General features: G+C 62.3%; 26 protein-coding genes. 17 read left to right on the top strand and 9 right to left on the bottom strand.

Annotated elements, in window-relative coordinates; translation table 11 throughout:
- The first annotated feature begins 1 nt into the window (after position 1).
- Positions 2-2455, top strand: coding sequence for a ligase-associated DNA damage response DEXH box helicase (locus ACVWZT_RS14500; protein WP_457469957.1), 2454 nt, complete (start codon positions 2-4; stop codon positions 2453-2455).
- Positions 2452-3105: a ligase-associated DNA damage response endonuclease PdeM gene (pdeM, locus tag ACVWZT_RS14495; RefSeq protein WP_457469955.1), complete on the top strand. Its 654-nt coding sequence runs from the start codon at positions 2452-2454 to the stop codon at positions 3103-3105. The genes ACVWZT_RS14500 and pdeM overlap by 4 nt, the downstream gene beginning before the upstream one ends.
- Before the next feature lie 6 nt (positions 3106-3111).
- Here pdeM and ACVWZT_RS14490 read toward each other — a convergent pair whose 3' ends face one another.
- Both ACVWZT_RS14490 and dcd read right to left on the bottom strand, forming a co-directional pair.
- Positions 3112-3339, bottom strand: coding sequence for a hypothetical protein (locus ACVWZT_RS14490; protein WP_296230002.1), 228 nt, complete (start codon positions 3337-3339; stop codon positions 3112-3114).
- 92 nt (positions 3340-3431) lie between these two features.
- Positions 3432-3998: a dCTP deaminase gene (dcd, locus tag ACVWZT_RS14485; RefSeq protein ID WP_003254920.1), complete on the bottom strand. Its 567-nt coding sequence runs from the start codon at positions 3996-3998 to the stop codon at positions 3432-3434.
- Positions 3999-4326: 328 nt separating this feature from the next.
- On the opposite strand from dcd, the gene ACVWZT_RS14480 reads away from it, so the two are divergent.
- A complete protein-coding gene (locus ACVWZT_RS14480) occupies positions 4327-4536 on the top strand; it encodes a cold-shock protein (RefSeq protein WP_003254922.1) in 210 nt (69 codons plus the stop codon).
- Positions 4537-4633: 97 nt separating this feature from the next.
- Here the strand turns inward: ACVWZT_RS14480 and apbC are convergent, their stop codons facing one another.
- On the bottom strand, positions 4634-5728 hold the full coding sequence (gene apbC, locus ACVWZT_RS14475) for an iron-sulfur cluster carrier protein ApbC (RefSeq protein ID WP_296230001.1): 1095 nt from the start codon (positions 5726-5728) through the stop codon (positions 4634-4636).
- Between the two features lie 158 nt (positions 5729-5886).
- On the opposite strand from apbC, the gene metG reads away from it, so the two are divergent.
- The 7 genes from metG (at position 5887) to ACVWZT_RS14440 (ending at position 11637) form a co-directional block, all read left to right on the top strand.
- Positions 5887-7926 carry a methionine--tRNA ligase gene (gene metG, locus ACVWZT_RS14470; protein WP_457469952.1) on the top strand — a complete coding sequence of 680 codons (2040 nt, stop codon included), beginning with the start codon at positions 5887-5889 and terminating at the stop codon, positions 7924-7926.
- Positions 7927-8092: 166 nt separating this feature from the next.
- Positions 8093-8626 (top strand): Rnf-Nqr domain containing protein, encoded by a 534-nt coding sequence (locus ACVWZT_RS14465; protein WP_296229999.1) that lies wholly within the window; start codon positions 8093-8095, stop codon positions 8624-8626.
- Positions 8623-9597, top strand: coding sequence for an RnfABCDGE type electron transport complex subunit D (locus ACVWZT_RS14460; RefSeq protein ID WP_457469949.1), 975 nt, complete (start codon positions 8623-8625; stop codon positions 9595-9597). The genes ACVWZT_RS14465 and ACVWZT_RS14460 overlap by 4 nt, the downstream gene beginning before the upstream one ends.
- Positions 9594-10196 (top strand): RnfABCDGE type electron transport complex subunit G, encoded by a 603-nt coding sequence (locus ACVWZT_RS14455; RefSeq protein WP_296229997.1) that lies wholly within the window; start codon positions 9594-9596, stop codon positions 10194-10196. The genes ACVWZT_RS14460 and ACVWZT_RS14455 overlap by 4 nt, the downstream gene beginning before the upstream one ends.
- Positions 10189-10713 carry an Rnf-Nqr domain containing protein gene (locus ACVWZT_RS14450; RefSeq protein ID WP_457469947.1) on the top strand — a complete coding sequence of 175 codons (525 nt, stop codon included), beginning with the start codon at positions 10189-10191 and terminating at the stop codon, positions 10711-10713. The genes ACVWZT_RS14455 and ACVWZT_RS14450 overlap by 8 nt, the downstream gene beginning before the upstream one ends.
- Positions 10714-10717: 4 nt before the next feature.
- Positions 10718-11356 (top strand): endonuclease III, encoded by a 639-nt coding sequence (gene nth, locus ACVWZT_RS14445; RefSeq protein WP_225778989.1) that lies wholly within the window; start codon positions 10718-10720, stop codon positions 11354-11356.
- 104 nt (positions 11357-11460) lie between these two features.
- Positions 11461-11637 carry a PA3496 family putative envelope integrity protein gene (locus ACVWZT_RS14440; protein ID WP_225778990.1) on the top strand — a complete coding sequence of 59 codons (177 nt, stop codon included), beginning with the start codon at positions 11461-11463 and terminating at the stop codon, positions 11635-11637.
- Positions 11638-11694: 57 nt separating this feature from the next.
- On the opposite strand, the gene ACVWZT_RS14435 is transcribed toward ACVWZT_RS14440, so the two are convergent.
- Entirely contained in the window at positions 11695-12318 is a 624-nt protein-coding gene (locus tag ACVWZT_RS14435) for a response regulator transcription factor (protein WP_296229995.1), read from the bottom strand.
- A gap of 362 nt (positions 12319-12680) precedes the next feature.
- On the opposite strand from ACVWZT_RS14435, the gene ACVWZT_RS14430 reads away from it, so the two are divergent.
- The gene (locus ACVWZT_RS14430; protein ID WP_296229994.1) at positions 12681-13163 is read left to right on the top strand and encodes a hypothetical protein; all 483 of its coding nucleotides are present in this window, start codon (positions 12681-12683) and stop codon (positions 13161-13163) included.
- Between the two features lie 69 nt (positions 13164-13232).
- Here the strand turns inward: ACVWZT_RS14430 and ACVWZT_RS14425 are convergent, their stop codons facing one another.
- Positions 13233-14450 (bottom strand): argininosuccinate synthase, encoded by a 1218-nt coding sequence (locus ACVWZT_RS14425; RefSeq protein WP_013973956.1) that lies wholly within the window; start codon positions 14448-14450, stop codon positions 13233-13235.
- Positions 14451-14586: 136 nt separating this feature from the next.
- Complete coding sequence (locus ACVWZT_RS14420; RefSeq protein ID WP_457469943.1) at positions 14587-15540, bottom strand: flagellar protein MotY; 954 nt, start codon at positions 15538-15540, stop codon at positions 14587-14589.
- 130 nt (positions 15541-15670) lie between these two features.
- On the opposite strand from ACVWZT_RS14420, the gene pyrC reads away from it, so the two are divergent.
- On the top strand, positions 15671-16717 hold the full coding sequence (gene pyrC / locus ACVWZT_RS14415; RefSeq protein ID WP_296229991.1) for a dihydroorotase: 1047 nt from the start codon (positions 15671-15673) through the stop codon (positions 16715-16717).
- Positions 16714-17388, top strand: coding sequence for a ribonuclease T (gene rnt, locus ACVWZT_RS14410; protein WP_296229990.1), 675 nt, complete (start codon positions 16714-16716; stop codon positions 17386-17388). Before pyrC ends, rnt begins: the two co-directional genes overlap by 4 nt.
- Positions 17389-17479: 91 nt before the next feature.
- On the opposite strand, the gene ACVWZT_RS14405 is transcribed toward rnt, so the two are convergent.
- A complete protein-coding gene (locus ACVWZT_RS14405; RefSeq protein WP_051100332.1) occupies positions 17480-18082 on the bottom strand; it encodes a peroxiredoxin in 603 nt (200 codons plus the stop codon).
- Between the two features lie 224 nt (positions 18083-18306).
- Between ACVWZT_RS14405 and ACVWZT_RS14400 the strand changes: the two genes are divergently transcribed.
- Both ACVWZT_RS14400 and bfr read left to right on the top strand, forming a co-directional pair.
- Positions 18307-18525: a bacterioferritin-associated ferredoxin gene (locus tag ACVWZT_RS14400; protein ID WP_003254947.1), complete on the top strand. Its 219-nt coding sequence runs from the start codon at positions 18307-18309 to the stop codon at positions 18523-18525.
- A gap of 200 nt (positions 18526-18725) precedes the next feature.
- The gene (bfr, locus tag ACVWZT_RS14395) at positions 18726-19199 is read left to right on the top strand and encodes a bacterioferritin (protein ID WP_296229989.1); all 474 of its coding nucleotides are present in this window, start codon (positions 18726-18728) and stop codon (positions 19197-19199) included.
- A 57-nt stretch (positions 19200-19256) separates the two neighbouring features.
- Here the strand turns inward: bfr and grxD are convergent, their stop codons facing one another.
- Positions 19257-19592: a Grx4 family monothiol glutaredoxin gene (gene grxD / locus ACVWZT_RS14390; RefSeq protein WP_003254949.1), complete on the bottom strand. Its 336-nt coding sequence runs from the start codon at positions 19590-19592 to the stop codon at positions 19257-19259.
- A gap of 91 nt (positions 19593-19683) precedes the next feature.
- A complete protein-coding gene (locus ACVWZT_RS14385) occupies positions 19684-21792 on the bottom strand; it encodes a molybdopterin-dependent oxidoreductase (RefSeq protein ID WP_457469939.1) in 2109 nt (702 codons plus the stop codon).
- A gap of 378 nt (positions 21793-22170) precedes the next feature.
- On the opposite strand from ACVWZT_RS14385, the gene argF reads away from it, so the two are divergent.
- Entirely contained in the window at positions 22171-23091 is a 921-nt protein-coding gene (gene argF, locus ACVWZT_RS14380; protein WP_296229987.1) for an ornithine carbamoyltransferase, read from the top strand.
- Positions 23088-24197: an ABC transporter ATP-binding protein gene (locus ACVWZT_RS14375; protein WP_296229986.1), complete on the top strand. Its 1110-nt coding sequence runs from the start codon at positions 23088-23090 to the stop codon at positions 24195-24197. Before argF ends, ACVWZT_RS14375 begins: the two co-directional genes overlap by 4 nt.
- The last annotated feature ends 9 nt before the right edge of the window (positions 24198-24206 follow it).

The following is a 24206-nucleotide window of genomic DNA, read 5'->3' as shown; positions in this document are numbered from 1 at the left end:
CATGCCCGCCGCCACCGACCTCGCCAACGCCTGGTTCGCCAAGCGTGGCTGGAAGCCGTTCGCTTTCCAGCGCCGTGTCTGGGCCGCCGTGGCACGCGGCGAATCCGGCCTGCTGCATGCCAGTACCGGCGCCGGCAAGACCTACGCGGTATGGCTTGCCGCGCTGCGTGCCTTCAAGGCCGAAGCCCAGGGGCGACAGGCTGCGCCGTTGCAGGTGCTGTGGGTGACGCCGATGCGAGCCTTGGCCGCCGATACCGCCCGTGCCCTGCAGGCGCCGCTGGACGAGCTCGGCTTGCCGTGGAGCGTGGGCGTGCGCAGCGGCGATACCGGCAGTGCCGAACGTGCCCGCCAGGCGCGGCGCCTGCCCAGCGTGCTGGTCACGACACCCGAAAGCCTGACCCTGCTGCTGACCCGCGCACAAGCCCACAACGACTTCGCCACATTGCGCCTGGTAGTAGTGGACGAATGGCACGAACTGCTGGGCAACAAGCGCGGGGTACAACTGCAACTGGCCTTGGCACGCCTGCGCCGCTGGCGCCCGGGCCTGCCCACCTGGGGCCTGTCCGCGACCCTTGGCAACCTGCAGCATGCACTGGATGTATTGCTGCCTCAGGGTGGTTTGCTGGTACAAGGCCGGCAGGACAAACCGCTGCTGGTCGATACTCTGCTACCAACCGCCATCGAACGCTTCCCGTGGGCCGGGCACATGGGTTTGAAAATGCTCGACCAGGTCAGCCGGGAGATCGATGCCAGCAGCAGTTGCCTGGTGTTCACCAACACCCGGGCCCAGGCCGAACTCTGGTACCAGGCCCTGCTCGAAGCCCGCCCCGACTGGGCCGGGCTGATCGCCCTGCACCATGCCTCACTGGCCCGTGAAACGCGTGACTGGGTCGAGCGCAGCCTCAAGCAGGGCAGCCTGAAAGCGGTAGTCTGCACCTCCAGCCTGGACCTGGGCGTGGACTTTCTACCAGTCGAGCGCGTGCTGCAGATCGGTTCGGCCAAGGGCATTGCCCGCCTGATGCAGCGGGCCGGGCGCTCCGGCCATGCACCGGGGCGACGCTCGCGGGTTACCCTGGTGCCTACTCACAGCCTGGAACTGGTAGAGGCAGCCGCCGCCAGGCGGGCCCTGGCCGCCGGGCACATCGAGGCCCGCCATTCGCCACGCCTGTGCATGGACGTGCTGGTGCAGCACCTGGTCAGCATGGCCCTGGGCAGTGGCTTTCAGGCCGAACTGCTGCTCGAAGAGGTACGCAGCACCTGGGCATTTCGAGCGTTACGCGACAGCCAGTGGCAATGGGCGCTGGACTTCGTCTGCCATGGTGGCAGCTCGCTCAGCGCCTACCCCGACTACCAGCGCGTCGAGCGCCAGGCCGACGGCGTTTACCAGGTTGCCAGCGAACGCCTGGCTCGCCGTCACCGCATGAGTATCGGCACCATCGTCAGCGACGCCAGCCTGCAGCTCAAGTACTGGAGCAAGGGCGGCGGCGGCAAGGCGCTGGGCAGCGTCGAAGAAGCGTTCATCGCCCGTTTGCGCCCTGGCGATACCTTGGTGTTCGCCGGGCGTGTGCTGGAACTGGTGCGAGTGGAGAACATGACCGCCTACGTGCGCCGCAGCAGCGCACGCAAGGCGGCGGTTGCCCGCTGGAATGGCGGCCGCATGCCGCTTTCCAGCGAACTGGCCGACGCCCTGGTCGAGCAACTCGATGCAGCAGCGCACGGGCACTTCGATGGCCCGGAGATGCGTGCAGCACGGCCGCTGCTGGCCTTGCAGGCCCAATGGTCGGCGCTGCCTTCCGTCGACACCTTGCTGGCCGAAACCTTCAGATCCCGCCAGGGCTGGCATCTGTTCCTGTATCCGTTTGCCGGGCGCATGGCCAACCTGGGTCTGGCCAACCTGATTGCCTGGCGGGTGAGCCGCTTACAGCCGCTGTCGGTTTCGATCGCCGTCAACGACTATGGGTTCGAACTGCTCAGCCCCAGCCAGGTGGATTGGGCGACCCATCTGCCGCAGGCGCTGGCTACCGAGCACCTGCTGGACGATGTGCTGGCCAGCCTCAACGCGGGAGAAATGGCATTGCGGCGTTTCCGCGAGATTGCCCAGATTGCCGGGCTGGTATTTGGCGGCTACCCGGCGGCTCAGAAAAGCCTGCGGCAGATCCAGGCTTCCAGCGGACTGTTCTACGAGGTTTTCCGCAAGCATGACGCTGGCAACTTGCTGCTGGGCCAGGCGCGGGACGAAGTGTTGAATGAAGAACTGGAGATCGAGCGCCTGCATCGGCAATTGTTGAAAATGGGGCGGTTGCGGCTCGACCTGCAATTGCTGAAGCGGCCGGGGCCGTTGGCGTTTGCCTTGCTGGTGGAGGGCATGCGCGAAACCCTGAGCACGGAGAAACTGGCGGACCGGATTGCACGGATGGTCGCCGAACTGGAAAGTGCAGCGGGTGCTGGTGAATGACCGGTCTACTACCCATCGAGCACTGTGGCCAGCAGCTCTGGCTGCTTCCCGACAAGGCCATCTACTGGCCAGCACGCCGCGCCCTGCTGGTGGCGGACCTGCACATCGGCAAGGCCGCAAGCTATCGCGCCTTGCATCAACCGGTACCGCGTGGCACCACCACAGCGACGCTTGCCCGTCTGGATGCGTTGTTGGCCGCACATGCATGCGAGCAACTGATCGTCCTGGGCGACTTCCTGCATGCGCGTGCAGCGCGAGCGCCAGCGACGCTGGCCAGGCTACAGGCGTGGCGCGAACGACACCGGACGCTGAGGATCGTGCTGATACGCGGCAACCATGACCACAACGCCGGCGATCCACCCGCTTCGCTCGGTATCGAAGTGATGGACGAACCCTGGCTGCTGGAACCCTTCGCGCTACAGCACGAACCGCGACCTCACCCGACCCACCCGGTACTGGCAGGCCATGTCCACCCGGTCTTCGTCCTGCGCGGCAAGGCGCGGCAGCGCCTGCGCCTGCCGTGCTTCCTGGTCGATGGCCAGGTGAGCCTGCTGCCGGCGTTCGGTGAATTCACCGGGGGCTGGGAAATCGCCGCCCCTGCCACCAGCCGCGTGTTCCTGGCCGGTGCAGGGCGTGTCTGGGCGCTTTAGCGACGTTCAGGCGACGGGCCCCGGAGGCGGTTCGTCAGGCAGGGTCGGCTCGCCCGGCTCCATGGGCTGGGTCTCGCCCGGCCCCGGCGGCTGTGGTGTATCGGGGTCAGGCTGGTGGGGTACGCCCCCCGCCTGCATCGGCAGCGGGTGCGCCAGCAGTGACCAGGACAACAACCCCACCTGGTTGGGCTGCAGGACTGCCAGCTTGGCACTGATTGCGGGATGGAGTTTCATTGGCTGCTCCTGACAAGGCCGCTGCGCATCGTGCGCACCGGCATTACCTGTTGGAGTGCCAAAGGCGCGGGTAATTCCCCGCGCCTGTCGGCTCAGGTACGCGGCAGGGTGACGCCACGCTGGCCCTGGTACTTGCCGCCGCGGTCCTTGTACGACACCTCACATTCTTCGTCGGACTGCAGGAACAGCATCTGCGCCACGCCTTCATTGGCGTAGATCTTCGCCGGCAGCGTGGTGGTATTGGAGAACTCCAGCGTCACGTGGCCTTCCCACTCGGGCTCCAGCGGGGTGACGTTGACGATGATGCCGCAGCGCGCGTAGGTGCTTTTGCCCAGGCAGATGGTCAGCACGTCACGTGGAATGCGGAAGTATTCGACGGTGCGCGCCAGGGCGAACGAGTTCGGCGGGATGATGCAGACGTCGCTCTTGATGTCGACGAAGCTACCGGCATCGAAGTTCTTCGGGTCGACGGTGGCCGAATTGATGTTGGTGAACACCTTGAATTCGTCGGCGCAGCGTACGTCGTAGCCGTAGCTGGAGACGCCGAAGGAAATCACCCGGTTGTCCTGTTCGCCGCGCACCTGGCGCTCGACGAACGGTTCGATCATGCCGTGTTCCTGCGCCATGCGGCGAATCCACTTGTCCGATTTGATGCTCATGGCGGGGTGTCCTAGAAGGGTTGCGAGGGGGAAAAACCAGACGCGCATCTTACCGGTCCCTGCGCCCAGGTTAAAGTTCCACGCCTCATCCCGCGTCGGGCGGGGGTTGCGCCGCCGTCGATCCGAATTCGCCTAAAGCGCCTTCTGACCATTGGCAGGTTGCGGAAAGTGGGGTAAGGTGACGCCACTGTGCTGCACGTGACACCGAGAATCTCTAGTTTGATGCACGATCCTGATCGGCCCATCGCTGAATTTTCTGCTCTCTTTGCGCTCAGTCCCGGGCAGGGTTTTTCCTGACCGTTATCAAATTGTCCAAGGAGACAGAAAAATGTCCAACCGTCAATCCGGTGTTGTTAAGTGGTTCAACGATGAGAAAGGCTACGGCTTCATCACCCCTCAGTCGGGCGATGACCTGTTCGTGCACTTCAAAGCCATCCAAGCTGACGGCTTCAAAACCCTGAAAGAAGGCCAGGCTGTTACTTTCGTCGCTACTCGCGGCCAGAAAGGCATGCAGGCTGAAGAAGTTCAGATCGCCTAAGTCGATCGAAGCTTTCTGGCTTTCAAAAAACCCGCCTTCTGGCGGGTTTTTTCATGCCTGAAAAACAGACCGAGGCGCCTGGCCTCGGTCTGGCAGGTCAATCCTCGCTGACGGTAATGCTCGGCATCGCGGGTGCAGCCGCTTCCTGCAGCACGATCCGCGCCCCTACCTGGCGCGCCAGTTCCTGGTAGACCATGGCGATCTGGCTTTCCGGTTCGGCGATGGCGGTCGGCTTGCCATTGTCCGCCTGCTCGCGGATGAGCATCGACAGCGGCAATGATGCCAGCAGGTCGACGCCATATTGGCTGGCCAGCTTCTCGCCACCGCCTGCGCCGAACAGGTGCTCGGCATGGCCACAGTTCGAGCAGATGTGCACGGCCATGTTTTCCACCACCCCCAGCACCGGGATATTGACCTTGCGGAACATCTCCACGCCCTTCCTGGCATCCAGCAGGGCCAGGTCCTGCGGGGTAGTGACGATGACCGAGCCTGCCACCGGCACCTTCTGCGCCAGGGTCAGCTGGATATCACCGGTACCCGGCGGCATGTCGATCACCAGGTAGTCCAGGTCGTCCCAGGCGGTCTGGGTCACCAGTTGCAGCAGCGCACCGGAAACCATCGGCCCGCGCCAGACCATCGGTGTGTTGTCGTCGGTAAGAAACGCCATGGACATCACTTCCACGCCATGCGCCTTGATCGGCACGAACCACTTCTGGTCACGAATCTGCGGGCGGGTGCCTTCGGCGATACCGAACATCACGCCCTGGCTGGGGCCGTAGATGTCGGCATCGAGAATACCCACCCGCGCACCTTCGCGGGCCAGGGCCAGGGCCAGGTTGGCCGCGGTGGTCGACTTGCCCACCCCGCCTTTGCCCGACGCCACGGCGATGATGTTCTTGACGTTGGCCATGGCCGGTACCTGGGCCTGGGCCTTGTGCGCGGCGACCACGCAGTCGATCGACACCAGGGCACCGCTGACGCCCTCGAGGTTGCCGATGGCGGTCTGCAGCACCTGGGCCCAGCCATTCTTGAACAGCCCTGCGGCATAACCCAGCTGCAACTGCACGCTGACCTGCCCGCCCTGGATATCGATGGCGCGCACGCAGCCGGCGCTGACCGGGTCCTGGTTCAGGTAGGGGTCGGTGTACTGGCGAAGCACGCCTTCGACGGCGGCACGGGTGACGGCACTCATGGAGACTCCCATTGGCAAACTGAATGTCAAACAGGCGCCTATCCTAACCCGTCAATCGTCAGCAGATGTGCATGCGGGGTGAAATATCTTCGCCAGCCCTTTATAGTGGCCGATCAACCTCATTTTTACCCCGTCGCCAGATAAGTAGCCGAGCCACCATGTCCGAGCCACGTCAGATTCTCGTCACCAGCGCCTTGCCCTATGCCAACGGATCGATCCACCTTGGCCATATGCTCGAGTACATCCAGACAGACATGTGGGTCCGCTTCCAGAAGCTGCGTGGCAACCAGTGCATCTATGTCTGCGCCGATGACGCCCACGGTTCGGCCATCATGCTGCGCGCCGAGAAGGAAGGCATCACTGCGGAACAGCTGATCGCCAACGTCCAGGCCGAGCACAGCAGCGACTTCGCCGACTTCCTGGTCGATTTCGACAACTTCCATTCCACTCACAGCGAAGAGAACCGTGAGCTGTCGAGCCTGATCTACACGCGCCTGCGTGAAGCCGGGCACATCGCCACCCGCTCGGTGACCCAGTACTTCGACCCGGAAAAGGGCATGTTCCTGGCCGACCGCTTCATCAAGGGCACTTGCCCCAAGTGCGCGGCAGAAGACCAGTACGGCGACAACTGCGAAAAGTGCGGCGCTACCTACGCCCCGACCGAACTGAAGAACCCCAAGTCGGCCATCTCCGGAGCCACCCCGGTACTGCGTGATTCCCAGCACTTCTTCTTCAAGCTGCCGGACTTCCAGGCCATGCTGCAACAGTGGACCCGCAGCGGTACCCTGCAGGACGCGGTGGCCAACAAGCTGGCCGAATGGCTGGACTCGGGCCTGCAGGAGTGGGACATCTCCCGTGACGCGCCGTATTTCGGCTTTGAGATCCCGGGCGAGCCGGGCAAGTACTTCTACGTGTGGCTGGATGCACCGATCGGCTACATGGCCAGCTTCAAGAACCTCTGCGCACGCCGCCCGGAGCTGGACTTCGATGCCTTCTGGAACGAGGGCTCCAAGGCCGAGCTGTATCACTTCATCGGCAAGGACATCGTCAACTTCCACGCCCTGTTCTGGCCGGCCATGCTCGAAGGCGCGGGTTTCCGCAAGCCGACTGCTGTCAACGTCCATGGCTACCTGACGGTGAACGGCGCCAAGATGTCCAAGTCGCGTGGCACCTTCATCAAGGCCCGCACCTACCTCGACCACCTGCAGCCCGAATACCTGCGTTACTACTACGCGGCGAAGCTGGGCCGTGGCGTCGATGACCTGGACCTGAACCTGGAAGACTTCGTGCAGAAGGTCAACTCGGACCTGGTCGGCAAGGTGGTCAACATTGCCAGCCGCTGCGCCGGTTTCATTCACAAGGGCAATGCAGGGGTGATGGTGGCTGGCGATGCCGCACCGGAGCTGACCGAAGCCTTCCTGGCGGCCGCCCCGTCGATCGCCGAGGCCTATGAAGGCCGCGACTTCGGCCGTGCCATGCGCGAGATCATGGCGCTGGCCGACCGCGCCAACGCCTGGATCGCCGAGAAGGCGCCGTGGTCGCTGGCCAAACAGGAAGGCAGGCAGGATGAGGTACAGGCCATCTGCGCACAGGGCATCAACCTGTTCCGCCAGCTGGTCATTTTCCTCAAGCCGGTACTGCCGGTGCTGGCTGCCGACGCCGAAGCCTTCCTCAACGTGGCTCCGCTGACCTGGAACGACCACCTGTCGCGCCTGGAAAACCACCAGCTGAACCCGTTCAAGGCGCTGATGAGCCGCATCGAACCCGCCAAGGTCGAAGCCATGGTCGCCGCCAGCAAGGAAGACTTGCTGGCCGCCGAAACCAAGGCCCCGGCCGGCAACGGCGAACTGGCCAAGGACCCGCTGTCGGCGGAAATCGAATTCGATACCTTCGCTGCCGTCGACCTGCGCGTGGCCCTTATCGTCAAGGCCGAAGCCGTACCGGGTGCCGACAAGCTGCTGCAACTGACCCTGGACATCGGCGACGAGCGCCGCAACGTGTTCTCGGGCATCAAGTCGGCCTACCCTGACCCGTCCCAGCTGGAAGGTCGCCTGACCATGATGGTGGCCAACCTCAAGCCACGGAAGATGCGCTTTGGCGTCTCCGAGGGCATGGTCATGGCGGCGGGCCCTGGCGGTGAAGAAATCTACCTGCTGAGCCCGGACAGCGGCGCCAAGCCAGGCCAGCGCATCAAGTAACCGCACCTGCCGGGGCTGCTGTCCAGCCCATCGCGACACAAGGCCGCCCCTCCAGGAGGTCACGTTTCCCTGAAGGAGCGGCCAGTGTCGCGATGGGCCGCAAAGCGGCACCCACAGCGCTCCACCCAACCCGGACAATCGCCACGATTCCCGCTATCGTCATGTCATGAGCGATTACCTTCTGGTCCTGATCAGTGCCTCGCTGGTCAATCACCTGTGCCGGTCACCCAGGCCGTGCTCCAGGCTGCATCTGCATGTACATGGCCTTGCCTGCGCTCTGTGCATCGCCCTGGGTGTGCTCGGTGCGCGGCTATTGATGCCGCTGCTGGTTGGAGACCTTGAGCTGTTCCTGCTGTTGCCCTGGATGGCGCTGCTCGCCTGGGGGTTGCCCTGGCTACTGGCACGCTGGCAACCCGCCTGGCCAGTGGTGCAGCTTCCCGCGCTGCTGTCGAGCAATGCGGTAGTGCTCGGGCTGATCCTGCAACAGGCAAACGCCGAATACACAGTGTTCGCCACCTTGCTGCAAGGGCTGCTGGCCGGCGGCAGCTTCTGGCTGGCACTCGTGATGTTCGCCGACCTGCGCCAGCGCTGCAGCCATGCCGCGATCCCGGGCATCCTGCGCGGCCTGCCAGTCGAACTGCTCGCTGTCGGGGTAATGACCCTGGCATTTTCCGGCTTCAACGGGTTGTTCAGCCAATGAGCGTCAGGCCTGATCCACGGCTGCGCACCAGCATGGGCCTGGTGTTGCTGGCATGCGTACCGGGCTTGCTGGTTCTGACGTGGCTGCACGGCTGGGGGCTGCTGCTGAACATGGGGCTGTGTGCCGGTGCTGCACTGCTGTGCGAAGCACTCCTGGTGTTGCTGCGCGGGCAACCGCCGGGCACGGCGCTGAGCGACGGCAGCGCTCTGGTGACTGCCGTACTGCTGGCTGCCGCCCTGCCCAGCCTGGCGCCGTGGTGGCTACCGGTGACTGCCGCCAGCGTGGCCATCGGTATCGGCAAGCAGGCCTTCGGTGGGGTCGGGCACAACCCGTTCAACCCGGCCATGGTCGGCTATGCCTTCGTGCTGCTGAGCTTCCCGTTGCAAATGAACCATTGGCCCGGACCGGCACCCGGCCTGCTCGACAGCCTGCAACAGGTCTTCACCGCTGGCGACCAGATCGATGCCTGGGCCCGACCAACACTGCTCGACGGCCTGCGCCACAACCGCAGCCTGACCATCGATGAGCTGTTCGCCAGCCATCCAGGCTTTGGCAGCATGGGTGGGCGAGGCAACGAATGGGTAAACCTGGCGTTCCTGCTCGGCGGCCTGTTCCTGCTGCAGCGCAAGGTAATCAGCTGGCATGCGCCGGCCGGCTTGCTGGCAGGCCTGTTTCTGTTCAGCCTGCTGGCCTGGAACGGGTCGGGCTCGGACTCAAACGGGTCCCCCTTGCTGCACCTGTTTTCCGGCTCGACCATGATAGCGGCGTTTTTCATTGCCACCGAACCTGTGTCCGGCCCACGACATGAGCGGGCCAGACTGCTGTTCGGCGTCGGCGCGGGGGTGTTGATCTACCTGATTCGCACCTGGGGCAGCTATCCGGATGGCACGGCGTTCGCCATCCTGTTGATGAACCTTCTGGCGCCCAGCCTCGAACGCCTGGCGGCGCGACGCCAGCAGGCTGCCCCATGAGTCGCCTGGTTCGTGATGCCGGGCTGTTGCTGATGGTTGCAGCACTGGCGTTGTCGGCTACCTTGGCCTGGCGGCACTGGACCAGCCCGACCATCGTCGACGCTGCAAAACAGCTGCAGAGCCGTGAACAGCTGGCGGTGCTCCCTGACGGTAGCTACGACAACCAGCCACTGGACCACCCGCTGCCGACGCCCGTCGCACAACGGCCAACCAGCCGTATCCTGGCAGCGTATCGGGCCGAGCTGGCGGGAACCCCGACCGCCATCATTGTCATCACGCGGACTCAAGGCTATGCCGGCCCGATCGTGCTGAGCATCGCCATTGCCACAGACGGTCGGCTGATCGGCAGCCAGGTGGTCGAACAACAGGAAAGCCCCGGGCTGGGCGCTCGCCTGGGGGACGCGCAAGTAAATTGGCTGCAGCAGTTCGCGAATCGGCATTTGGGCAACCATTGGGCCCTGCGACGTGATCACGGTGACTTCGACCAGTTGAGCGGCGCAACCGTGACTTCTCGGGCCGTGATCAGCGCGCTGCAGGAGGCTTTGAGTTATTTCGACGAGCAGCGCAGCGTGCTGCTGGAGGGCACCACGCATGAATAGGTTCCATCTGTTGGGCGCAAGCCTGGTGCCGCTGCTGGGTGCCAGCCGGACACTGAGCGAAGGCGCCACCATTGGCGTGTGCGCGGTGCTGATGGGCGGCCTGCACCAGTTAATGCTGACGCCCCTGCGCCACAGGCTGGCCAGCTGGGCGTTCACGCTGGCCAGCCTGCTGCTGCTGGCAGCCCTGGCCAGCTGCTTGCAACTGGCGCTGCGGGCATGGTGGCTACCAATGGCACTCGCCCTCGGCTACTACCCCGCTCTGCTCTGCCTGCAATGCCTGGCCACTGATCACATGCTGCCCAACCACGGGCGCTGGCGCCTGCTTGCAAGGTACCTTGCCGCGGTGCTGGGCGCCTGCCTGCTGCTCGGTGCCGGCCGGCAATGGCTAGGCGAAGTTGCTGGCCTGCACCTGGCCAGCCTGGCACCCGGTGCGCTGATACTGCTCGGACTGCTGTTGGCCTTGTACAATCGTCTGCGTACGGGCCCTGCCCACCCACGTCGTCAAGGAACGCCCTGATTTCATGAATGCCGCCAAACGCCTGGAGATCTTTCGCAGGCTGCACGAAGACAACCCCGAGCCGAAGACCGAACTGGCCTACACCACGCCATTCGAGCTGTTGGTTGCCGTCACTCTGTCCGCGCAAGCCACTGACGTGGGTGTCAACAAGGCCACTGCCCGCCTGTTTCCGGTCGCCAACACCCCCGAAGCCATCCATGCCCTGGGGGTCGAAGGCCTGAGCGAGTACATCAAGACCATCGGCCTGTATAACAGCAAGGCGAAAAACGTCATCGAGGCCTGCCGGCTGCTGATCGAGCGCCATGGCAGCCAGGTGCCGCAAACGCGCGAAGCCCTGGAGGCGCTGCCCGGAGTGGGCCGCAAGACCGCCAACGTGGTGCTCAATACCGCGTTCCGCCAGCCGACCATGGCGGTGGACACGCATATCTTCCGGGTCAGTAACCGTACCGGCATCGCGCCGGGCAAGACGGTGCTGGAGGTGGAGAAAAAGCTCATCAAGTTCGTCCCGAAGGAATATTTGCTCGACGCCCACCACTGGCTGATCCTGCACGGTCGCTACGTGTGCCAGGCCCGAAAGCCACGCTGCGGTAGCTGCCGGATCGAGGATTTGTGCGAGTACAAGCACAAGACTTCCGACGATTGATTCGATAGGCGAAAACCACCCTTAACGATTGAAAAAATCTTTTTTACCAGCGTCTGCTTTCTGGTTATAAGGACGGCCAATGGCCCCTTGGCTTGGAGCGACTCATGAGTAGCGATAAAGACGACCTGTCGATCGAAGATGATTTTGTTGCCGCAGAGGATGAAGCGGAGCCCGTGGTGGAAATTGCGAAGACCAACCTCAGCAAACGCCGCACCATCGATAACATGCTGGAAGAAAGGCGCCTGCAGAAACAGCTGGCCGATTTCGACTACGACCTGTAGGTCCAAGGCCTTCAGCGCTGGCAAAGCCTCCTGGCTGGAGGCTTTACGGCCTGGCGATCAATTCAGGCCCTGACGTTGCGCCAGTTCGATAAGGTCGACGAGCGAGCGCGCATTCAGCTTCAGCAACAGGCGTGACTTGTAGGTACTGACCGTCTTGTTGCTGAGGAACATGCTATCGGCAATCTCCTTGTTCGTACGCCCTCGTGCCAACTGTTGCAACACAGTCATCTCGCGCGCCGAGAGGCGGTTGACCATATCGGTCTCGCTTCCTCCTCCCTTGCCACGTGACGCATGCAGAGCCTGGTTGGGGAAGTAGCTGTAGCCCGACAATACGGCCTTGATGGCGCTCAACAGCTCCGTGAGTTCCTGCTGCTTGCATACATACCCTGCCGCCCCTGCCTGCATGCAACGCATCGAGAAGTTGCCAGGTGCCTGCGATGTCAGCACCAGCACCTTGCTGCCCGGGCTGAAGGTTGTCATGCGGGTGATCACCTCCAGGCCGTCCAGTTTGGGAATGCCGATATCCAGCACCACGATATCCGGCAGGTGTTGCCGCGTCAGCTGCAGTGCAGCCACGCCGTTGTCAGTCTCCGCGACGACGTCATAACCATGCCGCTCCATCAGCATGCGTACGGCCAGGCGTATGACCGGGTGATCATCCACGATAAGCACTTTATTCATGCGATATCCATTCATTGTTCTGCTTTGGCACGCCACGATAACCGACAGAACGCCGGATGGCGCGACGAATTGCCGAAGAAACAGATGAACAGATAAAACCTACAACACTTACAGAAATTTCCTACACATAACTACTACGCCTGTAACAACAAACTTCCTGAACCAGGAAGTAACTACTATTGGCCATCTTTCAACGCACGCCTATTCACGGCAACGCTTCCCTTTGAAGTTTCAATCCGGGCCTTGAAAAATCCTCGCCACCGCGCGGGACAGCGCTGATTCGTCGCCTGGGAAACAGTCCAGTCTTTAGTTGAGCGGCATAGTAAGGCAACAATGGGGTGAAAACGCCGGAGACAGCCCTCATGCCCGAAAGACAACCTGTCGCCCCGCTGACGATCATTGCCATCTTCGCGGGCATCATCGAATCCTCCGCACTTGCTACCTTGCCGTTTCTCAGCGAAGCCAGCCAGAACCTCTATACGTGGTTTCTGGTTGGATTTCCGTTTTTTCTGACAGCACTGTTTTTTCTGACACTCAACTTCAACTACAAGTCGTTCTACAACCCGTCGTCGGATAACACGGCAAGCGATACTCCATCTACGCAAAGTACCAGAAGCACGCCAAGCGCACCTCACAAGCTCAGCGAGGCCGAACATGGCGAACCTGTCACGATCATGTTTTCCGGGCCCGATGCTTACCGGTTGATGGAACAACAACTGCTGCGTGCACTGGCCCAACCGCTGCAAACACCCAGGACATGGCGCTTTTGCAACCTGGATAAACGCCAGTGTGCACAATTGTCGGTCAGCCCGCTGGAGGAAGATGCCACGCCCCAGGGCGAATGAGCGCAGCAGGTTTCCATCAGGCAAAAAAAACCCCGGCTGGGCCGGGGCTTCCGTGGCATACGCCAGCAATCAGAGCAGCGAACGGCCCTTGTTGGCGGCAATGCGCATACGCAGTGCGTTGAGTTTGATGAAGCCGGCAGCGTCCGCCTGGTTGTAAGCGCCGCCATCTTCCTCGAAGGTGGCGATGTTGGCGTCGAACAGCGAATCGTCCGACTTGCGGCCAACCACTGTGACGTTGCCCTTGTACAGCTTCAGGCGCACCACGCCGTTCACGTTGACCTGCGAGGCGTCGATCATCTGCTGCAGCATCAGGCGCTCCGGGCTCCACCAGTAACCGGTATAGATCAGGCTGGCATACTTCGGCATCAGCTCATCCTTCAGGTGAGCGACTTCGCGATCCAGGGTGATCGACTCGATGGCACGGTGGGCCTTGAGCATGATGGTGCCGCCAGGGGTCTCGTAGCAACCACGCGACTTCATGCCGACGTAACGGTTCTCGACGATGTCCAGGCGGCCGATGCCGTTGGCACCACCGATGCGGTTCAGGTCGGCCAGCACGGTGGCCGGGGTTTTCTCGACGCCATCGATGGCAACGATGTCACCGTTGCGGTAGGTAAGCTCGATGTAGGTCGCCTGGTCCGGGGCGTTCTCTGGCGAAACGCTCCAGCGCCACATGTCTTCCTCGTGCTCGGTCCAGGTATCTTCCAGGACCCCGCCTTCGTAGGAGATGTGCAGCAGGTTGGCGTCCATCGAGTACGGCGACTTCTTCTTGCCGTGGCGTTCGATCGGGATACCGTGCTTCTCGGCATAGTCCATCAGCTTCTCGCGGGACAGCAGGTCCCACTCGCGCCATGGGGCGATGACCTTGACGCCTGGTTTCAGGGCGTAGGCGCCCAGCTCGAAACGTACCTGGTCGTTGCCTTTGCCGGTTGCGCCGTGGGAGATGGCGTCAGCGCCGGTTTCATTGGCAATTTCAATCAGGCGCTTGGCGATCAGCGGGCGGGCGATGGAGGTACCCAGCAGGTACTCGCCTTCGTAGACGGTGTTGGCGCGGAACATCGGGAACACGAAATCACGCACGAACTCTTCGCGCAGGTCGTCGATGTAGATCTCTTTGACGCCCATTGCCTGGGCCTTGGCGCGGGCCGGCTCGACCTCTTCACCCTGCCCCAGGTCTGCGGTGAAGGTCACCACTTCGCAGTTGTAGGTATCCTGCAGCCACTTGAGAATCACCGAAGTATCAAGGCCGCCGGAATACGCCAGTACGACCTTTTTTACGTCCGCCATGCCATCACTCCACGGGGTTGTACGGAAAAGCGTCGATTCTAACGACCTTGCGAGTAAATTTACAGTGGGGCGACAGCTTCTGACGACAAAGCGACAGGAACTGTCGGAAGGGCGACGGCATATGCGACAGGAAATGTCAGGGAGCCTTTGTGCCCGCCGCCGGGCTGGTTGGTGCCGGGGCCGGAGCCACGGCTTGCGGTGTCGGCTCAGCCGGCTTTTCCACCGGTTTCTCGACCACCGCGACCCGATCCAGTTCAATGTTCACGCGACGGTTACGCGCCCGGTTCGCCGCGCTGTTGTTTTTTGCCAACGGATAACGCTCGCCATGGAAGCGCACACTGATCTGCTCTTCCGGCACGCCATTGGCCTTGAGGTAATCAGCCACCGCCAGTGCGCGGCGGCGCGACATGTCACGGTTGGTCAGGCGGTTGCCGCTGTTGTCAGAATGGCCGTTGAGCTCGACATGGTTCACTGTCGGGTCGGCCTTCATGTAGTCGAGGATCACATCCAGCCGTGCCTTGGCCGATTGATCCAGTTCAAAACCGCCGCCAGGGAAGCCGACCTGGGTCTGGCGCACCTGGTCATAGTTCATTGGCAGCAGCTTGCCGGCACAGGCCTGGTAGTCGCTGTAGGCCTTGGCAAAGCTGACCGGCAACACTCGCACTTCCATCGGCCTGCCCGCCTCGCCGGCATAGTTGCGCACCACGGTGCTGCGGCCGTCGAGCAGACCATTGATCAGCCGGCTGGCCTGGCCCTGCGACGAGCTGAACAACACGCCAGTGCGGGCCATGCGCACGCTGCCCAGGTTGATGTCGCTGCGCCCGGGTTGCCACGGTGCAGCGGCTGCCAGCAAGGTAGCGGTGCCGGCGCCCAGCGCGTTGCTGTCCGAACGCAGCTGGAACACCGGCTGTTCGCCCGCTCGGCGCACGAACTCACCAGTGCCAAAGCCGTCGATCGGCTGCACCAGCCGACACTCGAACTGGTCACCCTCGACCTTCCAGGCGATATTTTCCATGCGCGTCTGGAAGGTCAGCGCACCAGCCGGCAGACTGGCGAACAGGGTCAATAGGGCTAGGTAACGCTGGCGCACGGGCGGCTCCACAAATTCTGACGGCTTACCTGCAGGCTATCGGACGCCAGCCGGAAAACTTGATAGCCGTGCTCCACCCAGGGATTTCCGGTAGCATTGGGGCTTGAGTTCGACCCGCCTGGAATCCCCAATGTCCGATCGCCTGACCCTCCTGCGTCCCGACGACTGGCACATCCATCTGCGCGATGGTGCCGTCCTGCCCCATACCGTTGGCGACGTGGCGCGTACCTTCGCCCGTGCCATCATCATGCCCAACCTGGTTCCACCGGTTCGCAATGCCGTCGAAGCCGGCGCCTACCGTGAGCGCATCCTGGCCGCCCGGCCGGCCGGCAGCCGCTTCGAACCGCTGATGGTGCTGTACCTTACCGACCGCACCAGCCCTGAGGACATCCGCATGGCCAAGGCCAGCGGCTTCGTGTACGCCGCCAAGCTGTACCCGGCCGGCGCTACCACCAACTCCGACTCGGGCGTGACCAGCATCGATAATATCTTCCCGGCCATCGAGGCGCTGGCGGAAGTCGGCATGCCTCTGCTCGTGCACGGCGAAGTGACCCGCAGCGAGATCGACGTGTTCGACCGCGAGAAGCGCTTCATCGACGAACACATGCGCCGTGTGGTCGAACGCTTCCCGACGCTGAAGGTAGTATTCGAGCACATCACCACCAGCGATGCCGCCCAGTTCGTCACCGAGGCCCCGGCCAACGTCGGCGCGACCATCACCGCGCAACACTTGCTGTACAACCGCAACCACATGCTGGTCGGCGGCATTCGCCCGCACTTCTACTGCCTGCCGATCCTAAAGCGCAACACCCACCAGGTGGCGTTGCTGGACGCTGCCACCAGCGGCAACCCGAAGTTCTTCCTGGGTACCGACTCGGCCCCGCATGCCCGCCATGCCAAGGAAGCTGCCTGCGGTTGCGCCGGATGCTACACCGCCTACGCGGCCATCGAGATGTACGCCGAAGCGTTCGAACAGCGTAACGCGCTGGACAAGCTGGAAGGCTTTGCCAGCCTGCACGGCCCGGCTTTCTACGGCCTGCCGGCGAACACCGACACCATCACCCTGGTTCGCGAAGAATGGACTGCCCCGGACAGCCTGCCGTTTGGCGAGCAAACCGTAGTCCCGCTGCGCGCCGGCGAAAAACTGCGCTGGCGCCTGCTGGAGGAGAACGCGTGAGCGAAGACCTGTACGAAGACGAACTCGATACCCAGGGCAGCAGCGGGTCGCGTCACCCGATGGCCGAGCGCTTCCGCGGCTACCTGCCGGTAGTGGTGGATGTGGAGACCGGTGGCTTCAACAGCGCTACCGACGCCCTGCTGGAAATTGCCGCAGTCACCATCGGCATGGACGAAAAGGGCTTCCTGTTCCCCGAGCACACCTACTTCCACCGGGTGGAACCGTTCGAAGGCGCCAACATCGAGCCAGCCGCACTGGAGTTCACCGGGATCAAGCTGGATCACCCGCTGCGCATGGCGGTGAGTGAAGAAAGCGCGCTGACCGACATCTTCCGCGGCGTCCGCAAGGCGCTCAAGGCCAATGGCTGCAAGCGGGCAATCCTGGTCGGCCACAACAGCAGCTTCGACCTTGGCTTTCTCAATGCAGCGGTGATGCGCAACGACCTCAAGCGCAACCCGTTCCACCCGTTCTCCAGCTTCGACACCGCTACCCTGGCAGGCCTGGCCTATGGCCAGACCGTACTGGCGCGGGCCTGCCAGAGCGCCGACATCGACTTCGACGGGCGTGAGGCGCACTCGGCGCGTTACGATACAGAGAAGACCGCTGAGTTGTTCTGCGGCATCGTCAACCGCTGGAAAGAGATGGGCGGCTGGCGCGACTTCAACGATTGAGCCCGTAATCGCGGGAACCCCGCGAAGAGTCCGGCACAGCACGGCAAAAAAAACCGGCCACCAAAGGGCCGGTTTTTCATGCGCGCGGCAATTACAGCTTGCCAGCGTTCTCGCTCAGGTAAGCAGCAACGCCTTCTGGCGAAGCGCTCATGCCCTTGTCGCCTTTCTTCCAGTTGGCAGGGCAGACTTCGCCGTGCTCCTCGTGGAACTGCAGGGCGTCGACCAGACGCAGCAGCTCGTCCATGTTACGGCCCAGTGGCAGGTCGTTGACGATCTGCGAACGGACAACACCGTTGGTGTCGATCAGGAAGGCGCCACGGAAGGCCACGCCGCCTTCGGACTCGACATCATAGGCTTTGCAGATTTCGTGGGTCATGTCGGCAGCCAGGGTGTACTTGACCTGGCCGATACCGCCGTTGTTGACCGGGGTGTTACGCCAGGCGTTGTGAGTGAAGTGCGAGTCGATCGACACACCGATCACTTCGACGTTGCGCGCCTGGAAATCAGGGATGCGGTTGTCCAGGGCGATCAGCTCGGACGGGCAGACGAAGGTGAAGTCCAGCGGGTAGAAGAACACCAGGCCGTACTTGCCCTTGATGGCCGAAGCCAGGTTGAAGCTGTCGACGATTTCGCCATTGCCCAGCACAGCCGGCACGGTGAAATCGGGGGCTTTCTTACCAACGAGTACGCTCATTGTAATCTCCTGATGAGGGTGAAAAACGTTTGCCGGGGCCAGACGGGCCTGCCCGACATCCAACAAAGGCCAACCATCATACACGGCTTCTGGTGACAGGCCGACTCCAACGACGAAGTAACCGCCGGTCGCTCAAGCGCAGGCGTTCCAGAAACTCCTTTGACAAGCATTCTCATTAGCATTAAGCTCCACCCCATCGAGCCCAGCAACGATGGTCAGCCTCTATGTATGTGTGTCTTTGTGTCGGCGTTACCGACGGACAGATCCGCGATGCGATCTACGAAGGATGCTGCAGTTACAAGGAAGTGCGAGCCGCGACCAATGTCGCCAGCCAATGTGGCAAATGCGCCTGCGTGGCAAAGCAGGTGGTGCGCGAAACCCTCACCGAGCTTCAGGTCAGCCAGGCCGCCCTGCCCTACCCGGTAGAATTTACCGCCGCCTGAAACCCAGAATTCGAAGAACCGGACCTAGTGTCCGGTTTTTTTATGCCTGAAATTCAATAGGTTAGCGTTCCAACGCGGTTCACAAACATTCTTATTCCTATTAATTTTCATTTATTATTCAACAACTTAGGTTTGACACACCTGGGTATCAGGCTCAAACTTCAGTGTATTGGCACACTTCTACAGGGCAGGAACCCGACATGAAAGGCGACGTAAGCGTCATCCAGCATCTCAACAAGATCCTCGGAAACGAGCTGGTCGCGATCAACCAGTACTTCCTGCACGCACGCATGTACGAAGATTGGGGCCTGAACAAACTCGGCAAGCATGAGTACAAGGAATCCATCGACGAGATGAAGCACGCTGACAAATTGATCAAGCGTATTCTTTTCCTCGAAGGAATCCCCAACGTCCAGGACCTGGGCAAGCTGCTGATCGGCGAGCACACCAAAGAGATGCTCGAATGCGACCTGAAGATCGAACAGAAAGGTTTGGCCGATCTCAAGGCAGCCATCGCACACTGCGAAACCGCTGGCGACTTCGGTTCGCGTGACTTGCTCGAAGATATCCTCGAGTCCGAGGAAGAACACATCGACTGGCTGGAAACCCAGTTGGGGCTGATCGACAAGATCGGTATCGAAAACTACCTGCAGTCGCAGATGGGCGAAGAATAAATAATTCGGCGCATGAAAAAACCCGCAATCAGCGGGTTTTTTCATGCTTGCGGAATATCAGGCTTCAGAAGCCTTGGCCTTGGCAGCCGCTTCCTTGATCAGGGTCTGCAGCTCACCCTTCTCGAACATTTCCAGCATGATGTCGCTGCCACCAACCAGCTCACCGGCCACCCACAGTTGCGGGAAAGTCGGCCAGTTGGCGTATTTGGGCAGGTTGGCGCGAATTTCCGGGTTCTGCAGGATGTCGACGTAGGCGAACTTCTCGCCACAACCCATCACGGCCTGCGATGCACGCGCAGAGAAGCCACACTGCGGGGCGTTCGGCGAGCCTTTCATGTAAAGCAGAATGGTGTTGTTGGCAATCTGCTCTTTGATCGTTTCGATGATATCCATGTAGCACCTCGGCTTAACTTTCCGACGCGGTCGTCGGCACGGTGAGGCATTGTAACGGAAAGCCGAGCAGCATGCTCGGCCTTACCGTCCCCTACGCGGCCTCTATCTGCACCGGTACGCCATTGAGCGCGGCATTGCCGGAAACAGGGTCACGCAGGCGCTCGTCGGTGAGGTCGTTTGCGCTCACGCCCGGTTGCGCCCGGGCCACCTGCAGCTGCACGCCATGGCGCGCATGGCCAAAACCGTGGGGCAGGCTGACTACGCCAGGCATGATGTCGTCACAAGCCTGTACTTCGACCTCCAGCGTGCCAGTGCGCGAGCGAATACGTACCCGCTGGCCATCCTGCAGCTGCCGCTGCTGCAAGTCTTGCGGGTGCATCAGCAACTGGTGGCGCGGCTTGCCCTTCACCAGACGGTGGAAGTTGTGCATCCACGAATTGTTGCTGCGCACGTGGCGGCGGCCTATCAGCAGCAGTTGGTCTGGCTCCGGTGCGGGCTGCTGCGCCAGGCGCTGCAGGTCATCCAGGAGCACCTGCGGCGCCACCTCGACTGCCTTGCTGGCAGTCTTCAGGCGCCTGACGAGGTTGCCACGCAATGGCCCCAGGTCAAGGCCGTGCGGGTGCTGGTCGAGGGTATCCAAGGAAAGCTGCCAGGGGGTTGTTTCGCCATATGGCCCCTTGCGCAAGGCCAGGTCGATCATCTGCGCCGGTGCCAGGGTTGGCTTCAATTCAAGTTCGGCGCGCCTGGCAAAGGCCTGCGCCAGGCCGACGAAGATCTCCCAGTCGTGCAATGCCCCTTCCGGCTTGGCCAGGATCGCGCGATTGAAACGGGTCACATTGCGCACTGCCAGCAGGTTGAACGTGGTGTCGTAGTGGTCGTTCTCCAGCGCCGAAGTCGAAGGCAGGATCAGGTCGGCATGGCGGGTCGTCTCGTTGATGTACAAGTCGATGCAGAGCATGAACTCCAGCTGCTGCAGCGCGTCATCCAGCTGGCGGCCGTTAGGCGTGGACAACACCGGGTTGCCGGCGACCGTCACCAGCGCACGCACCTGCCCATCGCCTGGAGTGAGGATTTCTTCGGCCAGGGCCGCCACCGGCAGCTCGCCGGCGTATTCCGGCAAGCCCGACACACGGCTTTGCCAGGCGTTGAAATGGCCACCGGAGGTAGTCGCCACCAGATCGACTGCAGGTTCGGTGCACAACGCACCGCCTTGACGGTCAAGGTTGCCGGTCACCAGATTGATCAATTGCACCAGCCAGTGGCAGAGGCTGCCGAAAGCCTGGGTCGAGATGCCCATGCGGCCGTAGCACACGGCCTTGTCGGCGGCGGCGAAATCCCGAGCCAGTTGGCGGATGACTGGCGCAGCGATGCCACAGTGCGCGCTCATGGCCTCGGCGCTGAAGGGTGCGATCGCTTCGCGCACTTGTTGCAGCCCCGCGACCGGCAAATGCGAGCCGCGGGCCAGGTCCTCTTCGAACAGGGTATTGAGCAAGCCGCACAACAGCGCCGCATCCCCGCCCGGGCGGATGAACAGGTGCTGGTCGGCCATGGCCGCGGTTTCGCTGCGCCGCGGGTCCACGACCACCAGGCGCCCGCCACGGGCCTGCAGGGCCTTCAGGCGTTTTTCCACATCCGGCACGGTCATGATGCTGCCATTGGAGGCGAGCGGATTGCCGCCGAGGATCAGCATGAAGCCGGTACGGTCGATGTCCGGGATCGGCAACAGCAGGCCATGGCCATACATGAGATGGCTGACCAGGTGCTGCGGCAGCTGGTCCACAGAGGTAGCAGAAAAGCGGTTACGGGTTTTAAGCAAACCGAGGAAGTAGTTGCTGTGGGTCATCAAACCGTAGTTGTGCACGCTCGGGTTGCCCTGGTACACCGCCACGGCATTGCGCCCGTGAGCCTGCTGGACCGCCCACAGCCTGTCGGCGGCGAAGGCGAAGGCCTCTTCCCAGCCGATGGCCTGCCAGCGCTCGCCTACCCGCTTGTGCGGCTGGCGCAACCGGTCAGGGTCGTTCTGGATATCCTGCAAGGCAACCGCCTTGGGGCAGACATGGCCGCGGCTGAACGGGTCCAGGGGGTCGCCCTTGATCGAACTGATCAGCGCCTGCCCACCTTCCTCATGGCTGACCTCGATGTTCAGCCCGCAGATCGCTTCGCACAGGTGACAGGCACGGTGATGCAGGGTCTTGGTCATGGCCGCCTCTGCCTTGTTGTGATGGACGAACCGCGACTATGCGCCTGGGCCCGGTTCCCGACCAGCGCACTTCGCGGCATGAATCCACCGACATCATGCACACGATTTGCGACAGCCATTTGCCAACCTGCCAGCAAGCCGTGTACAACCCTCTGTAGCAAATAAAAAACAGCACTGCCCGTCGGCCAATACACTCCTGGCAACACCCTTGGCCACCGAGCGACTGTTTCCCCTCTTGGCTTCAGGCGACATTTACTTATAGTATTGCGCCTTTCCCTATTTCGTCCGCCTCCGTGCGGCTTACGCCGCAGGTCACTCCCGTTGTCAAAAAAAACCATACGGTCGACCTGCATACCGTTGCAGATAAGGTAGTCAATCATGAGCGCTAGGCACTTTCTCTCCCTGCTGGACTTCACCACCGACGAATTGCTCGGGGTGATCCGCCGCGGCATCGAGCTGAAGGACCTGCGCAAGCGCGGCGTGCTGTTCGAGCCCCTGAAGAACCGCGTGCTGGGCATGATTTTTGAAAAATCCTCGACACGCACCCGGGTGTCGTTCGAGGCCGGCATGATCCAGCTCGGCGGCCAGGCCATCTTCCTGTCCCCGCGCGACACCCAGCTGGGCCGCGGCGAGCCGATCGCCGACAGCGCCATCGTGCTGTCGAGCATGCTCGACGTGGTGATGATTCGTACCCATGCCCACAGTACCCTTACCGAGTTCGCCGCGAATTCGCGCGTGCCGGTGATCAACGCCCTGTCCGATGAGTCGCACCCCTGCCAGCTGCTGGCCGACATGCAAACCTTCCTCGAACAGCGCGGGGCGATCCAGGGCAAGACCGTGGCCTGGATCGGCGACGGCTTCAACATGTGCAACTCGTATATCGAGGCGGCCAGGCAGTTCGACTTCCAGCTGCGCATCGCCTGCCCACAAGGTTACGAGCCGGACCCACGCTTCATGGCCATCGGCGGCGACCGCGTGCAGATCGTTCGCGACCCCAAGGAAGCCGTGCGCGGCGCCCACCTGGTGACCACGGATGTCTGGACTTCGATGGGCCAGGAGGAGGAAACTGCACGGCGCCTGGCGCATTTCGCGCCTTACCAGGTCACTCGCGAACTGCTCGACCTGGCGGCACCCGACGCCCTGTTCATGCACTGCCTGCCAGCCCATCGTGGTGAGGAAATCAGCCATGACCTGCTCGACGACCCACGTTCGGTCGCCTGGGCCCAGGCTGAAAACCGCTTGCATGCACAGAAGGCCCTTCTCGAATTCCTTGTCGAACCGGCTTACCACCACGCATGAGTCAACCCCTACTGCTCAACCTGCGCAACCTCGCCTGCGGCTATGGCGACCAGCGCATCGTCCAGAACCTCAACCTGCACCTGAACGCAGGCGACATCGGTTGCCTGCTGGGGTCCTCCGGTTGCGGCAAGACCACCACCCTGCGCGCAATCGCCGGTTTCGAGCCGGTGCACGAAGGCGAGATCCAGTTGGCCGGCGAGGTCATTTCCCGGGCCGGCTTCACCCTGGCCCCGGAAAAGCGCCGCATCGGCATGGTGTTCCAGGATTACGCACTGTTCCCGCACCTGACCGTGGCGCAGAACATTGCCTTCGGCATCGCCAAGCACCCGCGCCAGGCTGAAGTCATCGACGAGATGCTCGAACTGGTCAAGCTGGGTGGCCTGGGTGGGCGCTACCCGCATGAACTGTCCGGTGGGCAACAGCAACGGGTCGCACTGGCCCGCGCACTGGCCCCAGAGCCACAATTGCTGCTCCTCGACGAGCCGTTTTCCAACCTTGATGTCGAGCTGCGCCGGCGCCTGAGCCATGAAGTTCGCGACATCCTAAAGAGCCGTGGCACCAGCGCCATCCTGGTTACCCATGACCAGGAAGAAGCCTTTGCCGTCAGCGATCAGGTCGGCGTGTTCAAGGAAGGCCGCCTGGAGCAATGGGATACCCCCTACAACCTCTACCACGAGCCGCAGACGCCGTTCGTGGCCAGTTTCATCGGCCAGGGTTATTTCATCCGTGGGCAGATGAGCAGCCACGAGGCGGTCAATACCGAACTGGGTGAACTGCGCGGCAACCGGGCCTACATCATGGCCCCGGGCAGCTGGGTGGATGTACTGCTGCGCCCTGACGACATCGTTCATGCACCTGGCAGCCCATTGCAAGCCAATATCGTCGGCAAGAGTTTTCTCGGGGCATCGACCCTCTACCGCCTGCAACTGCCCACCGGCAGCCAGCTGGAAGCGATATTCCCCAGCCATAGCGACCATCAGGTCGGTGACGATGTAGGGATTGCGGTGAAGGCCGACCACCTGGTGCTGTTCCCGGTACCGGGCAGTGTGGCGGCACAGTTGCCGCAGCAGGAGAATGGTGTTCGTCGGTACAGTTCGGCGACCTGATACAGCGTT

Source organism: Pseudomonas sp. TE21394 (genome assembly GCF_054057835.1).
Note: the sequence above shows the minus strand (reverse complement) of the source record. Positions and strands in the feature narration are given on the sequence as shown.

Bases quoted from the DNA above. Each gene is read 5' to 3' on its own strand.
- ACVWZT_RS14500 (WP_457469957.1), top strand. From the start codon at position 2: ATGCCCGCCGCCACCGACCTCGCCAACGCCTGGTTCGCCAAGCGTGGC.
- pdeM (WP_457469955.1), top strand. From the start codon at position 2,452: ATGACCGGTCTACTACCCATCGAGCACTGTGGCCAGCAGCTCTGGCTG.
- ACVWZT_RS14490 (WP_296230002.1), bottom strand. From the start codon at position 3,339: ATGAAACTCCATCCCGCAATCAGTGCCAAGCTGGCAGTCCTGCAGCCC.
- dcd (WP_003254920.1), bottom strand. From the start codon at position 3,998: ATGAGCATCAAATCGGACAAGTGGATTCGCCGCATGGCGCAGGAACAC.
- ACVWZT_RS14480 (WP_003254922.1), top strand. From the start codon at position 4,327: ATGTCCAACCGTCAATCCGGTGTTGTTAAGTGGTTCAACGATGAGAAA.
- apbC (WP_296230001.1), bottom strand. From the start codon at position 5,728: ATGAGTGCCGTCACCCGTGCCGCCGTCGAAGGCGTGCTTCGCCAGTAC.
- metG (WP_457469952.1), top strand. From the start codon at position 5,887: ATGTCCGAGCCACGTCAGATTCTCGTCACCAGCGCCTTGCCCTATGCC.
- ACVWZT_RS14465 (WP_296229999.1), top strand. From the start codon at position 8,093: ATGAGCGATTACCTTCTGGTCCTGATCAGTGCCTCGCTGGTCAATCAC.
- ACVWZT_RS14460 (WP_457469949.1), top strand. From the start codon at position 8,623: ATGAGCGTCAGGCCTGATCCACGGCTGCGCACCAGCATGGGCCTGGTG.
- ACVWZT_RS14455 (WP_296229997.1), top strand. From the start codon at position 9,594: ATGAGTCGCCTGGTTCGTGATGCCGGGCTGTTGCTGATGGTTGCAGCA.
- ACVWZT_RS14450 (WP_457469947.1), top strand. From the start codon at position 10,189: ATGAATAGGTTCCATCTGTTGGGCGCAAGCCTGGTGCCGCTGCTGGGT.
- nth (WP_225778989.1), top strand. From the start codon at position 10,718: ATGAATGCCGCCAAACGCCTGGAGATCTTTCGCAGGCTGCACGAAGAC.
- ACVWZT_RS14440 (WP_225778990.1), top strand. From the start codon at position 11,461: ATGAGTAGCGATAAAGACGACCTGTCGATCGAAGATGATTTTGTTGCC.
- ACVWZT_RS14435 (WP_296229995.1), bottom strand. From the start codon at position 12,318: ATGAATAAAGTGCTTATCGTGGATGATCACCCGGTCATACGCCTGGCC.
- ACVWZT_RS14430 (WP_296229994.1), top strand. From the start codon at position 12,681: ATGCCCGAAAGACAACCTGTCGCCCCGCTGACGATCATTGCCATCTTC.
- ACVWZT_RS14425 (WP_013973956.1), bottom strand. From the start codon at position 14,450: ATGGCGGACGTAAAAAAGGTCGTACTGGCGTATTCCGGCGGCCTTGAT.
- pyrC (WP_296229991.1), top strand. From the start codon at position 15,671: ATGTCCGATCGCCTGACCCTCCTGCGTCCCGACGACTGGCACATCCAT.
- ACVWZT_RS14405 (WP_051100332.1), bottom strand. From the start codon at position 18,082: ATGAGCGTACTCGTTGGTAAGAAAGCCCCCGATTTCACCGTGCCGGCT.
- ACVWZT_RS14400 (WP_003254947.1), top strand. From the start codon at position 18,307: ATGTATGTGTGTCTTTGTGTCGGCGTTACCGACGGACAGATCCGCGAT.
- bfr (WP_296229989.1), top strand. From the start codon at position 18,726: ATGAAAGGCGACGTAAGCGTCATCCAGCATCTCAACAAGATCCTCGGA.
- grxD (WP_003254949.1), bottom strand. From the start codon at position 19,592: ATGGATATCATCGAAACGATCAAAGAGCAGATTGCCAACAACACCATT.
- ACVWZT_RS14385 (WP_457469939.1), bottom strand. From the start codon at position 21,792: ATGACCAAGACCCTGCATCACCGTGCCTGTCACCTGTGCGAAGCGATC.
- argF (WP_296229987.1), top strand. From the start codon at position 22,171: ATGAGCGCTAGGCACTTTCTCTCCCTGCTGGACTTCACCACCGACGAA.
- ACVWZT_RS14375 (WP_296229986.1), top strand. From the start codon at position 23,088: ATGAGTCAACCCCTACTGCTCAACCTGCGCAACCTCGCCTGCGGCTAT.